Consider the following 15,163-nt stretch of genomic DNA (forward strand, 5'->3'; position numbering starts at 1 on the left):
ATGCATCTGCATGGCTTATGATTTTTCTTTTTTCTGCTTATGCAGCAATACTGTCAAACTGATGAGTGTAACAAGAATCGTTGCTCCCATATCAGACAGAATCGCAATCCATAAGGTTAACCAGCCTGGAATCGTCAAAAGAAGTGCAAAGATTTTAAGTCCCAGTGACAACCCGATGTTCCACTTGATAATCTGGTTTACCTTTCTTGATATATCAACTGCATCCGGAAGTTTTCCTAAATGATCTTGCATGAGCACGATATCAGCTGTTTCAATAGCACTGTCTGTACCCTTTCCCATCGCAATACCAAGATCTGCTGTTGCAAGGGCGGGTGCATCATTTATTCCATCACCGACCATCGCAACTTTCCCTTTTGTCTTTAGCATTTTTACCTTTTCTACCTTTTCTTCGGGAAGAAGTCCTCCAAAGAATGCAGAAACCCCTGTTTGGTTTGCCACTTTTTCGGCAACGATTGGATGGTCTCCTGTTAACATGATGGTTTCTTTGATTCCGTTACGATGAAGGTCACGAATGATGTCCTTGCTCTCTTTTCTTATCTCATCAGCGATTGCGAATAGTCCTAGGACTTCCGTTTCTGTCGCGACGAGAACAATCGTGTTTCCTTCTCTTTTTTGTTGTTCTATTTCTTTTTTGATTTCTTCATCTGTAAGGTCACCGATTAATGTTTCATTTCCTAATCTGTAAGTGACACCCTCAATTTCAGCTGTTATTCCTTGACCTGATACCGTTTTTATCTCATCTGGTTCTGTTTTTTCAACACCAAGCTCTACGCAGTGTGTGATTACCGCTTTTGCTAAAGGATGAGAGGATGATTGTTCGATCGCATAAGCAATCTTATAAAAATCAGGATGGTACACACGCTCTGCTACAACATGCGGTTCCCCTAATGTCAATGTGCCTGTTTTGTCAAAAGCGATCATATCGATCCTAGACAGTTGTTCTAAATGAGCTCCGCCTTTTATTAATATACCATTCCGAGCATTTACGGTGATTCCTGACAGAATGGCAATGGGAGAAGATAGGATAAGAGCACACGGACAGCCAACAATTAATACAGCAAGACCTTGATAGAACCATTCCCCCCACGCTCCATTGAACAGTAGAGGAGGAACAACCATAACAAGTACAGAGATCAGCATGATAGCGGGCGTATAGTAATTAGCAAATCGATTAATAAACAGCTCTGTCGGCGTTTTTGATTCTTGCGCTTCTTGAACGAGAGCAAGAATCTTAGAAAGAGCTGATTCCTGATAAGGTTTTGTCACTTTAACATGAAGAACACCTTCATTGTTTATACTGCCGCCAAAAACAGGTTCTCCGCTTTCTTTTTCAACAGGCAATGATTCCCCTGTTATGGCCGCTTCATTAACTGAGCTTTTTCCATAAACCACAACGCCATCAGATGGGATCTTTTGACCTGTTTTCACTAACACCACATCATTGACATTTAATTCTTCTATCGAAACTGTCACATAATCGTTTTCTCTTATTAAAAGAGCTTCCTTTGGCGCGACTTCAAGCAAAGATTCCATAGAACGGCGAGCTTTCTCCATTCCGTAGGATTCAAGCAATTCATTGATGCCAAAGAGGATAGCAACAAGAGCGGCTTCTTTCCACTCTCCAATAGATACGGCACCTATTAAGGCAACAGTCATCAGAGTATTGATATCGAATTTTATTTTTGCAAGGTTACGCAAGCCCTTTAGGAACGTTGAATACCCGCTTAGAATGGTTGCTGATGCATACATAATTATAGGGAAAACAGAATTGTCTGTGTACCATTCAGCACCTAATGCACCAAGAAATGATGCAAAAGATACGTATAAAGAAATTAAGAGCCAATTCGGACCTTTTGGCTTTCCATCTGTTTCAAAACGGACGTTTTCTGATGATAAAATAGAACGAACAGCGTTTATATCCATTTCTTCATTGAGCACTACTTTGCTTGAATTAAACTGGACTTTCGCTTCTTCTCCCAGAGGCAGCTGCTTTATTTGCTCTTCAAGTTTCAATGCGCAATGTCCGCAGGATAATCCAGTAATCTTATATTCCTTCATCTGTCGTCCCTCCTCTCTTAGTCGTGTCTTGCATGATGGATGGATTGATGCAAGAGGGTCATAACATGTTCATCATCGATTGAATAAAAAAGGGTCGTTCCTGAACGTCTAAATTTTACAAGTCTGAGGTTTTTTAAAAAACGCAGCTGATGGGAAACTGTCGACTGCATAAGTGACAGTTGTTCGGCTATTTCAGAAACACTGCATTCATTTTCTCCTAACAAATGCAGAATTCGAATTCGGGTTGGATCGGAAAGTGCTTTGAACGTTTGGGACACAATAAATAGTGTTTCCTCATCCAGTTGTTCATATTTCTTATTGTTTTCTGTCATGAACTGACACCCCCAAATCGTACTCTCTTTTTATATATGAATATGTGCTCATATATGTTACATCAAGTGTAACGAATTTTTTAATAAAGTGCAAAAAAAAATGGATTTCTCCATTTTTCTAAGCAGAACTTGCTGATTTTCTTTTTAATCTCTGTTTTTTACCGTACGTCAATGTCCTCCAAACCCACTCTAAAGGACCCATATAATAATTTGCGAGCCACCACTTTGAGAATTGGACTTGAGCTGTAAATATGACGATAGCAATCGTTACACCAACAAACGGACCATACATCCCATAAAGTCCTAAACCATAACTGTAAAAGATGAATGTAGCCACAATGGATTGTGCTAAATAGTTCGTAAACGCCATTCTGCCAGTTGCCCGAAACAAATTAAACAATCGTTTAAACTTCCCTGCTCTAATAAGCAAAACAACTGAACAAATATAAAATAGGCTCATCATTGCACCACCAAATTCATAACCCCATGACATGGCTGTATCATATCGCCAATCTTCTCCTTTAAAAGGAAAAAGCACGATAGGCAGCAGCTTGCTTCCACATCCCAAAAATAAGGATACCCCCCATAACAACCATACTTGTTTACTAGAAAAGGTACGCTTTTTTGCAGCATATGCCCCAAATAGAAACATAGGAAGCAAACCAGCTACAAAAAATAAGAAATAACTGTTGAGGTCACTCCATTCACGAATTCTTTCTTGCATGATCTCTATGTAAGTACCCTCACTGTATATAGAAATGGATTGATCGATTTCACGTTCATGCTGCTCATTTAATGCACTTTGGTAACTTATAGCAGCACCACTAGACCAATAATTATACGTTAACAGGCTCATCAGCAAACTGTAAACGACAAGTAAAATGAGCCCTACTATTAACAAAACGTTACGAGGCAGTCGGTAAAAGATAAGCATGACTATTCCGATCACTGAATAAGTAATGAGGATGTCACCATACCAAAAGAAAATCACATGAATGGCTCCAAACAAAAACAGCACAACCTGTCTTCTCAGGAAAATCGGAACAAACTTTCGATTGTTTTCTTTTGCTCTTTCCGCCATTAAAATCAATCCAAAACCAAATAAGAAAGAAAACATCGTAATAAAGTTGCCTTGAACGAAAAATTCAAGCAAAAGGTTAGTCCAAACATTATATGGCTGATCAAAATATTCATAGCTCAGCGCCCGAATAGGAGAATCGGGCCCTGAAAAGGACTTCATATTTACGAGCAATATACCAAAAATCGCCAAACCACGAAGGATGTCCAATGACTCAATTCTTTGATTTTCCCCTACTGGTGTCCATTTCATAATTTAATCAACTTCAGATTATTTTGCATGTTTCCACTCCCTTTGGTTTATTTTACCTCATATAGGCAAAAAAGTTAGAAAAAGCTTCAGTATTTGCTATCCTATAAAGAACAGATAAAGAGAATGAGGAAGGATGAATCTGTTTTGAAAAAATACACGTTAACTTTAGTATCTTTCGTCTCTATTGCAGCAAGTCTTTTATGGCTGTTTGGCTTAGGCTGGACCTTTCAGGATCAATTCTCAGCAAACAAAAAATTTGACCAGCCCAAGGTAAAAACAGATTCAGTCACATCAAAACAAGATGACGCCTTATCGATCTTTGCCTTAGGTGATTCTTTAACACGTGGAACAGGTGATGCTGACGGCAACGGCTATACAGGTTATCTATCAGATCTCTTAAAAAAGAAATCTGAACAAGAGATCACCCTCGTCAACACAGCAGTAAAAGGGGAAACCTCTTCTGGTCTTCTTAAGCAAATGAAGCAAAGTGAGATTCAAAGGCAAGCAAAACAAGCGGATGTCATTGTTATGACAATCGGCGGAAACGACTTGTTTCAGCAAGGTGCTGCTCTGGAATCCTTGAACATGGATACAATCAACAGTCAAAAACAGTTGTATTTGACAAATGTAAAAAAAATCTATGAACAGCTGCGTGCGCAAAATGAAGAAGCTGTCATTTATCACGTTGGACTTTACAACCCCTTCAGCAATCTTCCTGATGCAAAAACCACTTCTTCAATCGTGAGAGACTGGAATTTTCAGACGGCAGAAATGGCAGCTAACTTTGAGAACATCATTTATGTACCAACGTTTGACCTTTTTCAGCTGCAGGTTGAAAATTATTTATATACCGATCAGTTTCATCCGAATACTGAAGGATATAAGCTGATCGCAGAACGTGTTGCCTCACTGATTACGTTTGAACAGGAGGGGAACGAATCATGAGTAATAATCCTGCTTTAGAGGTAGAAAATCTAACGAAAAAAATAAAAGGCAAACAAATTATTAAAGGGGTTTCCTTCACTCTTTTTCCAGGAGAAGTGTTTGGTTTTCTTGGTCCAAACGGAGCCGGTAAAACAACAACCATCCGGATGATTGTCGGTCTTATCTCCCCAACGTCAGGAACGATAAAAATAGGTGGTAAGAATGTTCGAACTCAGTTCACTGAAGCTATGAAGCATTTAGGGTGTATCGTTGAAAATCCTGAGCTATATCCTTACTTAACAGGATGGGAAAATCTCGAGCATTTTGCAAAAATGGATCCTTCTATACCAATGACAAGATTGCAGGAAGTCGTGGATCTTGTTGGTATGCATAACCGCATTCATGATCGCGTAAGCACCTATTCCTTAGGGATGCGACAGCGTTTAGGAATTGCTCAAGCCCTTTTAGGAAAACCAAAAGTGCTTATTTTAGATGAACCAACAAACGGACTTGACCCAGCGGGTATTCGGGAAATGAGAGAGTTTATCCGTCAGTTGGCAAGAGATGAAAACTTAAGTGTTCTTGTTTCTTCCCACTTGCTAAGTGAGATTCAGCTTATGTGTGATCGCGTTGCCATCATTTCGAAGGGTGCTGTCATTCGTACTGATTCCGTAGAAAAATTGTTAGCTGAACAAGAAAGAGTCATCTGGAAAGCAGAACCGATCGACCGTGCTAAAGAGCTTTTACTAGAAGAAACAGAAGTCCAAGAAGGGATCGACGGTACATTAATTACCCTTTACAACGAACCCCTTCTGCCCCAGTGGAACGAGAAGCTTGTACTGGCAGGGGTTAAAGTGAAAGAAATGAGAACGCAGCTTCCTTCTTTAGAAGATTTGTTCTTAGAAGTAACAGGAGGGGAAACGATTGATTAATCTTGTTCGAAATGAAATGTTAAAGCTCCTCCGAAAGAAAAGATTATACGTAATCGTACTGATCATTGCCTTTCTTGTCCCTCTTTTTACATATGCTCAGTTTAAAACGATTCAAGAGCAGAGAGAAAAGCTTGGTGCACAAGATTGGCGTACTGCCTTGCAGCAGGAAATAACAGATACTCAAAACAGACTCAGCTCCAGCCGCCTTCAAGATGAATGGCGCAAATATTTAAAGATTCGTCTATCTCAACAGCAGTACTATTTAGAAAATGATATAGATCCTCGTGCTCCTGGCGCACCGACATTCATGCGTGTATTCGTAGAAAACTCGATCGACCTTTTATTGCCTTTACTTGTTATGGTAATCGTCGCCGATCTTGTTTCTTCGGAAGCGAGCGGCGGAACGATCAAGCTGCTGTTAACAAGGCCGGTTAAAAGGTGGAGGATTCTATTAAGCAAGTATTTAGCGATGCTGCTTTCTGTCTCCTTTATCGTACTGTCAGTAGCTGTTTTATCTTACCTTATATCAGGTGTCGTATTTGGTTATGGAGGCTGGAATATGCCGCTCTTGACCGGATTTGCGGTATCGGGAGATGAACTTCTCACTGAAAATGTGCACATCGTTCCACAATGGCAATACATCTTAATGGAGTTCGGTCTCGTCTGGTATGTTTGTGTCATCGTAGGAACATTGACGTTCATGCTTTCCGTGTTATTAAGAAGTACGGCTGCTGTCATGGGAATCATGCTAGCCGCCCTTATCGCAGGTGCCATTCTCGTAAACATGGTGTCCTCATGGGAAAGCGCTAAATATTTCTTTATGGTAAACCTCAATCTTACAAACTATGTAAGCGGGATGGCGACGCCGATTGAAGGCATGTCATTAGGATTTTCAATGGCTGTTCTAGCCGTTTGGGGAATTGCCGGTTTTATTATCGCGTTCGTTACTTTTTCAAAGAGGGATATCTATTAATTCAAGTAAAAAGGAAGCCTGAGAATGATTTCTCCCGGCCTCCTTTTTTTCTTGTGTTCGAGTCTAATGTTTACAAATATCAATAAAACGGAAATGAACTACTTTCAATAGCAACAAAGTTGGCGAAAACAGCCTTTAAATAAAATTAGATTTTAAAATGCTTAATCATCGCAGCCAATGAACTTGAGGCTTCATTTAGTTCTTCTGCCGATTGAGAAACCGTTGCAAGTGCTCTCACTTGCTCTTCAGATGAAGCACTTACTTCCTCGCTTGCTGCTGCTGATTGTTCAGCTACTGCTGCAATGCTTTGGATGGAAGCAACTACTTCTTCTTTATAGTTATTGATGATTTCTACTTCACTCGTAATCTGTTGAATGGATTTTACCATCTCATCCATTGTCCCAGCGATTTCATCAAAGGCACGTTCAGTATCTGTTACTGTATTGTTCTGATCAACCGCAATTTGCTTCGTTTGTTCCATTTCTTTTACTGCTCGCACGGATTCAGCACCGATTCCAGTGATTGTTTTTCTTACTTTATCAGCTGCGATCGATGATTGTTCTGCCAGTTTTCGAACTTCATCTGCAACTACAGCAAATCCGCGGCCGCTTTCTCCAGCACGAGCTGCTTCAATACTTGCATTTAAAGCAAGCAGGTTCGTCTGCTCAGAAATATCGGTAATGGATTGAATCACTTGTTCGATTTCTTTTACTTTACCAGCTAATCCAGAGATTACTTCTTCAATGTTTTTAAGGACTTCATTACTCTCACCTGTTTTCTCACGCAGGATGTGCATTTGCGATAGCCCTTTTTTATTTGCTGATTCTGCAAGAACCGATAAACGTGTCATCGCATCTGCTTGTTCGTTTACTTTCTCAATTTGTGAAGATAAGTCTAGCGTTCGTCTATTTGTTTCATCTGCATCTTCAGCCTGGTTCGTTGCACCTGAAGCAATTTCAGCTACAGCTCGAGATACTTCTTCACTTGCAGCGATCGTTTCTTCTGATACAGCACTCAAGTTTGAAGTGGATTCATTAACTGTTACGACAGATTGGCTGACTGATGTAATGAGACCTCTCATGTTTTCTACCATCGCATTAAAGTGTTGAGTCAGCGTTCCTACTTCATCTTTTGATTTCGCGTTTACAGATACTGTGAGATCACCTTCTGCAACAAGCTGAACTTGCTTTTGAAGATTTCGAATTGGATTAGAGATGCTTTTCGCTAAGAAGTACGTGACAACTAATGCGACTAAAACGGCAATCGACGCAAAGATTAAGATCACGTTCAGAAGCTGTTGAGCATCTTTCAAAAGTTCTTTCGTCTCGTACACAAAACCAAGCTTCCACCCTGTGTCGGCAATCGTCGTATAATACAGTTCACGATCAGTGTTTTTATATTCGTAGGCAAGGTTCCCTTTTTCATGTTTGTACATCTCTTTTATAAAGGATTCTTTGCTCAAATCTTTGCCCTGTTCCTTCGGATGAACGAGAGCCATACCTTTTGGGTCAAGAAGAACGGGATACCCGTTATAACCGACTTTTGTTTTATTGATCATATTGGAAAGACCAGCAAGACTTAAATCGAGTCCAACTACTCCTAATACATCACTTGTCGCTGGATCTAAAACCGGTTTTACAACGGTAACGACATATTCTCCTGAAGTTGCATCTTCATAAGGTTCCGTCCACATCGTTGTTTCTGGTGATTGAATAGCTGTCTGATACCACGGACGTCCAGTAGGATCAAAACCTTCAGGAAGTTCTAGCACAGGTGATGTTTTAAATTGTTTAGTTTCAGCCCCTACATAAAGAACGGCCACATTTTTGTTCAGTTCTAAAAAGTGCTGAAAATCCTGGTCGACTATCGGCCATGATTCTCCAAGACCCTTAGCTTCATCCGTTTTTAACGTTTTTAAGTAATCGATAACCCTGCTATCCTGGCTATAGCGATCAATCGTGTTTCCATAAGATTGCAAATATAATTCGGTTGATGCTTTTACGTCATTTGCAAGCCCTGTTGTCTGTTCTTGGATATTTTTTTGCATCTGATGTTTCGTTTGAAAATATGAAAACAGTGAAGCAGATATGAGTGCCACTGCAACAAGCACACTTACCGATAACATAATTTTTGTTTGTATCTTTTTAAACACCTGTTTAACCCCCTATAAATCCCCATATTTGTTTCTATACTAAATATCGACAAATAATTACATCAGCTTTACTAAATAAAGCTAAACAGGTACTAAAGAATTACTTTTATGATAAACATTCACAAAAACTGTTACTATATACCTAAAAAAACCAAAAAACCACCTGAGTCGGTGGTTTTTCGTATCATGCACTAAACTTCATTTTTTGAAGGCGTTTTTTCGTTTAAGTTCTCAGCTGTCTTTTTCTCAGCCGTCTTTTTCTTTTTAAGCAATCCAAGACCTACGACAACAATAATAATGAAAAGTTCAAATCCGTATTTCACAAAGTCATTTTCAAAATATGGCTTCATAAACTTTTCGCCCACGATCATCTTAGATGCTGTCCACGCAAGAACAGCAGCTCCGATAGTGATGATGAAAGGATACTTTTCCATCAATTTCAAAAACAATGTACTTCCCCATACTACAATTGGAACTGAAATCAATAACCCGATCACAACTAGTAAGAAGTCACCATGTGCTGCTCCTGCAACTGCAAGAACATTATCAAGTCCCATTACGGCATCTGCAATAATTATCGTTCTAATGGCTGCCCACACATTGTTCTGAGCCTCTATGTCATGATCTTTTTCTTCAATCATCAATTTGTAAGCAATATAGAGGAGAATAAGTCCACCTGCCAGCAAAAGGCCTGGAATTTTTAATAACCATACAACGGCCAGTGTAGCAACTGCTCTTATCACAATGGCACCAACAGTACCCCAAAAAATAACCTTCTTTTGATTTTCCTTTGGCAGGTTCCTTGCTGCCAATCCAATTACGATTGCGTTATCACCTGCTAAAACTAAATCAATAATTACAATAGCCAGAAGTGCTGACCAAAAATCTGGTGAAAACAATTCCATGTAAAAAATCCTCCCTGTTGAACATCTGTATAATAGTATACCCGAATCGCATTTAAAAAGATAATAAATTAGTTTTTACAATTTGCAGCTAAAAAAAGGCTGCTCTAGACCGGATTCTGCCCTGCCAGGCTTATCCACTTTTCCATATATTAGAGGAAAGGGGGTGTTTTTTATGTGTTCATGCAATCCTTGTATGCAGTGCAATTGCAATTCTTGTATGCAGTGCTATTCGTGTGTTAATTTTTGCGGCGTTCGGATGTTTTGTCAAAATGCAAATGCTTGTTGTTGTCTAATGGCTCCAACTCCAGCTCCAACTCCTGCGCCTGCTCCTACACCTTCTAACTCTCCTTTAGTTTATTATTGCCGTTATACTTGCTGTTCTGGAAATAGCAATAACGGTACAACTAGAAGATATTAATTCATTGCTTTGCTAATAAATAAACTTCAAGAGTGTAATACGAGAAAAAGAACGTTTTGTTTCAAAAAGCGTTCTTTTTTTTCTTTACTGGCAATAATGCATGATATAGATATGCTGTAACAATGGAGGATATATATGCGTTGGTTAATGAAACAATGGTTCCATCGCTTCTTTGAAGATAAAGTCTTTGACCTGTCAGCACAGCTTGCCTATTACTTTCTTGTTTCTTTATTTCCATTTGTTTTTTTAATCTTTACTGTTCTAGGATTCTTGCCCATTTCAACGGCATATGTTCTAACCCTTTTTCAATCTATCGCTCCAGAAGAAGCTTATACCTTACTAGAATATAATTTAATCGCCGTTTTAGATGAACACCGTGGAGATGTTTTATCTCTTTCTTTTATTATTATGATTTGGCTGGCAACGATAGGCACACATGCGATTATCCGTGTTTTTAATCAGGCCTATAAAGTACAGGAAAGCAGACCTTTTGTTAAAGAATTAATTCTCGGGGTATTCTTAACGATTGGTTTAGTAATAGCTGTCATAACCGCTCTATTACTCCCCGTTTTTGGACGAACGATTGGGATCTACCTTTTTGAACAGACCGGATATTCACATCCTGTCTGGCACATTTGGGAAACGGCGCGTTATGTGATTGGTTTCTCTGTACTGATCGCCATTTTTTCTGCTCTTTACATGTTTGCTCCGAATGTAAAATTGTCTTTTAGTGCCGTATGGCCAGGTGCTATTTTTTCCACAATCGGATGGCATGTGTTTTCTTATCTTTTTTCTTCTTATGTACTGATTTTTGATTATGGACAAATCTACGGAAACCTGGGCGCACTCTTGACTTTAATGATTTGGTTCTACCTTTCTGCAATGATCTTAATTGCAGGCGGACAGCTTAATGCGATCCTTGCAAAAAGAAAACAGTTAGGTAAATAAAAAGATTTTTGAAAACTTTTCTTCTTGTAATTGACTTTTTCACTTTATCGTAACATCATTGTGTATATACAAAGAAATTTCATCTTTTTTCCGGTTATAATGGATAATACATTAGACGGAAAAAGACCGGATAATTTTACGGGGATTGGAGCCGGATCATGACTGTAAAGAACGTAATTTTATTATTTTTATTGCTCGCAGGAATCATCATATTTGTCTTTTACAGTATACCTCTCCTTCTCGCATTAATTACCGCTATAATGCTTGAACCGGTTGTAAAGTTGTTTATTAGACTTTTGAAAGGAAGACGACTTTTGTCTGTCACCTTTACTTTCCTGTTATTTTTAGCAGGTTTTGGTCTCCTATCATACTGGCTTACTACAACACTTGTCATTCAAGTTATTGAGTTCATTACCATACTTCCATCCTACTCAGTTCATCTTTTTGAAGTAGCGGAAAATACGTTTTATGAAATGGAGAATTTTTATGCAAGTCTGCCTCCTGAAGTTGTACGGACACTTGAAGAAGGCTTAGTTGCATTAAAAGAGTATGCGGTAGAATCTGCTAAAGGATTGACCACTGGCATACTGGGTCTCATTACCTCGATTCCAGGATTGCTGATCTATTTTATTATTTACTTAATTTCTGTATTTTTATTTTCGTTAGATTTACCAAGGCTTTACGCAGAGTTTCTTAATTTATTTACAACTTCAGCCCGTGAAAAAGTAGAACTGGTATTCAGTCAGCTATCAAGAGCAACAGTCGGTTTTTTCAGAGCACAAATCATTTTAAGCTTCATAACGTATATCTTAGCGTTAATCGGTCTGATGATTTTAGATGTAAAATATGCAGTAATCATTGCCCTATTAATCGTCATCGTAGATATATTGCCGATTTTGGGTACCGGTTCGTTCCTCGTACCTTGGGCTGCCTATACATTCTTTATAAACAATAATGATCATCTTGCATTCGGTCTCCTGATTATGTTTGGAGTTATAACGATTGTCAGAAGAATCATAGAGCCTAAAATTCTTGGTTCCAGTCTTGGCATCTCAGCATTAGCTGCTCTTGTTTCTCTGTATATCGGGTTCCAGCTTCTCGGGTTCATCGGCTTAATTGTTGGTCCTGCTATCGTGATCATTTATGAAGCATTAAGAAGTGCCGGTTTTATTAAAATTAAAATAGACTTTTAAAGTGAGCTTTATCATAAAAACGCGTTTCCTGCACATTGGGATATGCGTTTTTTTCATGAATGAGGTTAGAAAACCTATAAAGGTTGGGAATTATAGAGGATAGGAAGAAAAAAGAGAAATTCATTCGAACACTTAGTTAGTATGGTGAATTTTTATTGGAGGAATCATGATGAGTACTGCAGCAAAAGAACGCGATTATTATTTTGACAACGCGAAGTTTATACTGATTTTCCTGGTCGTGTTCGGGCACTTTATTTCACCGATAAAAGGTCAAAGTGAGTGGCTTTATACGATTTATAATTTTATTTACACGTTTCATATGCCAGCGTTTATTTTGATTGGGGGATTTTTCACGAAGGGTGTATGGCGAGATGGGTATCTTCCAAAGATTTTTAAAAAGGTTCTCATTCCTTACTTAGTATTTCAGTTGGTGTATAGTTTCTTTTATTATGATCTTTACGGAAAAAGTGAAGTTAAGCTGGATTTCTTCTCTCCGCATTGGACACTTTGGTTTTTGCTAAGCTTAGTCTTTTGGAACATTCTGCTGAAATTGTTCGTGAAAATAAAGTATCCCCTTATTTTGGCTATTGGGATTGGCGTTGCTGTAGGGTATATCCATGATATTGGAACATACTTGAGTCTTTTGAGGACGTTTGTATTTTTCCCGGTCTTTTTATTAGGGCACCTTCTCGAGAAAAGAGATTTTAAAAAGATCTTAAAGCCGTCATCAAAAGCGGCAGCTGCTGCGTTTTTAATTGTTCTATTCATTACGTATCATTTTATATTTCCAAATGGAACGAAAGAGTGGCTGCTCGCTTCCTCTTCATATTCCGAAATACTCGGATATAATAATTGGTATGGCGGATTAATACGTCTGGCTATGTACGGTGTAATGTTTGCCGCCACATTCAGCTTTTTGGCACTTCTTCCAAGAAGAAAAATGTTTTTTACAGAATTCGGTGAGCGTACCTTGTATATCTACCTGCTTCACGGATTTGTCTTAAAGTATTTGTTTACCACTGATCTATTTGCTTCTATTGAAGAAAATGGAGCTTACTTTATGTTGTTATTCCTTGCACTCATTGTTACCTTATTTTTAGCAAGCAAGCCCGTTATTGCATTGGCACAGCCTTTTATTGAGCTTCGATGGTCTCGATTAAAAAAAATAGTGAAAATTAAACCAAAACCCGCTCAGCCACAGGAACGTTAATTCATAAAGAAACCCGTAGGTCGACTAATGACCCACGGGTTTTTAAGTTTAATTTAGACTTGACGCACCAGCACTGACGTCTAAATCATATGCTCCGCTTCCTCTGCTAGAGGAAACTTTTACTTGGTAAGTACCTGTTTGTGTAGGCTTAAAAAATGCATGATCTTGACGCTCGTTTTCAGAAGAGCTTGCAACTGTTTTCCCGCTTGGATCAATAAGGGATACTGAATAATTATGTGATGCAGGGAAAATGAGCCATCCTGGGCTGTAATTCTCCGTTATCACCGTCATTGAAATCGGAAATGACGTAGACGTTACATCTAAAGTAAAGGTTTGGGAACCGCCTGAACTTAATGTGCCTCGTTTATAAAAATGGTCAGGAACTAGAGGACCTGAACCAGAAAGACCACCAGCCGCTTTAACTGCAGCATGTCCATCCAACCGACCGTGACCATACTCGTTATCTTTTCCGGCTTTTCCGAAATCGATGCTAGTAGAGTAGAGGGCATTCTTAATTTCAGGTTCTGTGATGGAAGGATTCGCATCATGCATGAGTGCAATCGTACCGGCCGTAAATGGTGTAGCCATACTTGTTCCGCTATATGTTACATATTGATTTCCTGAATTCGCTTTTGCAGCTGTAATATTGTAACCCGGTGCAAAAATATCTGGCTTTACTCTCCCATCTGCTGTTGGTCCGCGAGAAGAGAAATACGTAATATTGAAGCCACCTTCGTTCAGATCTGCTCCCGCTCCAACCGTAATCGCTTTGTCAGCAGCTCCTGGTGATCCTATCGTTGATGCAGAAGGTCCAGAGTTTCCTGCTGCAACAGCAACAGCAATTCCAGCAGCCGATGCGTTGTTTACAGCTACAGATGTAGCATCTTGTCCGTTAGAACTTCCTGACGTTCCAAGACTTAACGAGATCACTTCAATGCCGTATACCTCTTTATTTTGGACAGCCCAATCGATTCCAGCCGTAACCGTACTCATACTTCCAGAACCTTGGCTATCCAATACTTTCACTCCAACTAACGCTGCTCCTGGTGCTACTCCTTTGTGAGCAGGGTTTGAATCTCCTTCACCCGCAACAATACTTGCACAATGCGTTCCATGTCCTTGATCATCGTATGGTGTTGTACGGTTGTTGACGAGGTCCTTCCAGCCGATTACTTTTCCTCCGTCTAAGTCCACATGAGCCGCATCAATGCCCGTATCGATTACCGCGACTACGCTATCTGTTTTGGAGTATGCTCGCTCATTACCATCTCGATCTCCTGTTACTCCGAAATCAGTACGTGCCTTTGTTGTTCCGAACCAGCTGTTTGCGGTTTCAAGGTTCATTTGAATAGGTGCGTCATATTCTACTTGTTTTACAAATGGCAAGTGCTCTAATAGCATAATCTGCTTTTTCGTCATCTTTGCAGCAACACCATTAATCACTTTATATTCAAAGGTTTTTTTGAACATCCCGATCTTTGAAGTTAATTTTTCGAACGCTTTCCCGCTGGCAAACTCTTCATTAAATTGAATAATTACTGGAACTTTTTCTTCTTCCCCCATTTGTTGAAGCTTACTTTCTAGATTGTCAAAGAGTTTATTCTTATTTAAGTTAACAAGCGCATCTGTAATCTTTTGATCTGTCACCTGTTTTGGACTTTCCGCCATAACTGTAAATGGCGTAAGCATAATAGATGTTGCTAGTAGAGTAGTTGCTGCAAATTTTTTCTTGTTCACTCCAAATAACCTCCTGTACAATATGTAGTC

The 15,163-nt window shown here is 39.2% G+C and carries 12 protein-coding genes; 6 read left to right on the forward strand and 6 right to left on the reverse strand.

Annotation, left to right across the window (positions count from 1 at the left end):
- Positions 1–15: 15 nt before the first annotated feature.
- The 3 genes from KUV80_RS14465 to KUV80_RS14475 all read right to left on the reverse strand — a co-directional run bounded on the left by KUV80_RS14465 (position 16) and on the right by KUV80_RS14475 (position 3,741).
- Positions 16–2,079 carry a heavy metal translocating P-type ATPase gene (locus tag KUV80_RS14465; protein WP_222463443.1) on the reverse strand — a complete coding sequence of 688 codons (2,064 nt, stop codon included), beginning with the start codon at positions 2,077–2,079 and terminating at the stop codon, positions 16–18.
- 17 nt (positions 2,080–2,096) lie between these two features.
- Positions 2,097–2,411 (reverse strand): ArsR/SmtB family transcription factor, encoded by a 315-nt coding sequence (locus KUV80_RS14470; RefSeq protein ID WP_222463444.1) that lies wholly within the window; start codon positions 2,409–2,411, stop codon positions 2,097–2,099.
- A 118-nt stretch (positions 2,412–2,529) separates the two neighbouring features.
- Positions 2,530–3,741 carry a DUF418 domain-containing protein gene (locus KUV80_RS14475; protein ID WP_222463445.1) on the reverse strand — a complete coding sequence of 404 codons (1,212 nt, stop codon included), beginning with the start codon at positions 3,739–3,741 and terminating at the stop codon, positions 2,530–2,532.
- 144 nt (positions 3,742–3,885) lie between these two features.
- On the opposite strand from KUV80_RS14475, the gene KUV80_RS14480 reads away from it, so the two are divergent.
- The 3 genes from KUV80_RS14480 to KUV80_RS14490 are packed head-to-tail and all read left to right on the forward strand — an operon-like array spanning position 3,886 to position 6,570.
- A complete protein-coding gene (locus KUV80_RS14480; protein WP_222463446.1) occupies positions 3,886–4,686 on the forward strand; it encodes an SGNH/GDSL hydrolase family protein in 801 nt (266 codons plus the stop codon).
- Positions 4,683–5,597: an ABC transporter ATP-binding protein gene (locus KUV80_RS14485; RefSeq protein ID WP_222463447.1), complete on the forward strand. Its 915-nt coding sequence runs from the start codon at positions 4,683–4,685 to the stop codon at positions 5,595–5,597. The genes KUV80_RS14480 and KUV80_RS14485 overlap by 4 nt, the downstream gene beginning before the upstream one ends.
- On the forward strand, positions 5,590–6,570 hold the full coding sequence (locus tag KUV80_RS14490; protein ID WP_222463448.1) for an ABC transporter permease: 981 nt from the start codon (positions 5,590–5,592) through the stop codon (positions 6,568–6,570). Before KUV80_RS14485 ends, KUV80_RS14490 begins: the two co-directional genes overlap by 8 nt.
- Before the next feature lie 145 nt (positions 6,571–6,715).
- Here the strand turns inward: KUV80_RS14490 and KUV80_RS14495 are convergent, their stop codons facing one another.
- Complete coding sequence (locus tag KUV80_RS14495) at positions 6,716–8,722, reverse strand: methyl-accepting chemotaxis protein (protein WP_222463449.1); 2,007 nt, start codon at positions 8,720–8,722, stop codon at positions 6,716–6,718.
- A 191-nt stretch (positions 8,723–8,913) separates the two neighbouring features.
- Complete coding sequence (locus KUV80_RS14500) at positions 8,914–9,627, reverse strand: TerC family protein (protein WP_222463450.1); 714 nt, start codon at positions 9,625–9,627, stop codon at positions 8,914–8,916.
- A 553-nt stretch (positions 9,628–10,180) separates the two neighbouring features.
- Between KUV80_RS14500 and KUV80_RS14505 the strand changes: the two genes are divergently transcribed.
- The 3 genes from KUV80_RS14505 to KUV80_RS14515 all read left to right on the forward strand — a co-directional run bounded on the left by KUV80_RS14505 (position 10,181) and on the right by KUV80_RS14515 (position 13,396).
- Entirely contained in the window at positions 10,181–10,993 is an 813-nt protein-coding gene (locus KUV80_RS14505; protein ID WP_222463451.1) for a YihY/virulence factor BrkB family protein, read from the forward strand.
- Positions 10,994–11,151: 158 nt separating this feature from the next.
- Positions 11,152–12,186, forward strand: a complete 1,035-nt coding sequence (gene ytvI / locus KUV80_RS14510) for a sporulation integral membrane protein YtvI (protein WP_222463452.1) — start codon at positions 11,152–11,154, stop codon at positions 12,184–12,186.
- Positions 12,187–12,355: 169 nt separating this feature from the next.
- Positions 12,356–13,396 (forward strand): acyltransferase family protein, encoded by a 1,041-nt coding sequence (locus KUV80_RS14515; RefSeq protein WP_222463453.1) that lies wholly within the window; start codon positions 12,356–12,358, stop codon positions 13,394–13,396.
- Between the two features lie 48 nt (positions 13,397–13,444).
- Here the strand turns inward: KUV80_RS14515 and KUV80_RS14520 are convergent, their stop codons facing one another.
- Entirely contained in the window at positions 13,445–15,133 is a 1,689-nt protein-coding gene (locus KUV80_RS14520; protein WP_338083505.1) for a S8 family serine peptidase, read from the reverse strand.
- Positions 15,134–15,163 lie beyond the last annotated feature (30 nt).

Source organism: Fictibacillus nanhaiensis, from assembly GCF_019801215.1.
GTDB classification, from domain to species: domain Bacteria; phylum Bacillota; class Bacilli; order Bacillales; family Fictibacillaceae; genus Fictibacillus; species Fictibacillus nanhaiensis_C.

Bases quoted from the DNA above. Each gene is read 5' to 3' on its own strand.
- KUV80_RS14465 (WP_222463443.1), bottom strand. From the start codon at position 2,079: ATGAAGGAATATAAGATTACTGGATTATCCTGCGGACATTGCGCATTG.
- KUV80_RS14470 (WP_222463444.1), bottom strand. From the start codon at position 2,411: ATGACAGAAAACAATAAGAAATATGAACAACTGGATGAGGAAACACTA.
- KUV80_RS14475 (WP_222463445.1), bottom strand. From the start codon at position 3,741: ATGAAATGGACACCAGTAGGGGAAAATCAAAGAATTGAGTCATTGGAC.
- KUV80_RS14485 (WP_222463447.1), top strand. From the start codon at position 4,683: ATGAGTAATAATCCTGCTTTAGAGGTAGAAAATCTAACGAAAAAAATA.
- KUV80_RS14500 (WP_222463450.1), bottom strand. From the start codon at position 9,627: ATGGAATTGTTTTCACCAGATTTTTGGTCAGCACTTCTGGCTATTGTA.
- KUV80_RS14505 (WP_222463451.1), top strand. From the start codon at position 10,181: ATGCGTTGGTTAATGAAACAATGGTTCCATCGCTTCTTTGAAGATAAA.
- ytvI (WP_222463452.1), top strand. From the start codon at position 11,152: ATGACTGTAAAGAACGTAATTTTATTATTTTTATTGCTCGCAGGAATC.
- KUV80_RS14515 (WP_222463453.1), top strand. From the start codon at position 12,356: ATGAGTACTGCAGCAAAAGAACGCGATTATTATTTTGACAACGCGAAG.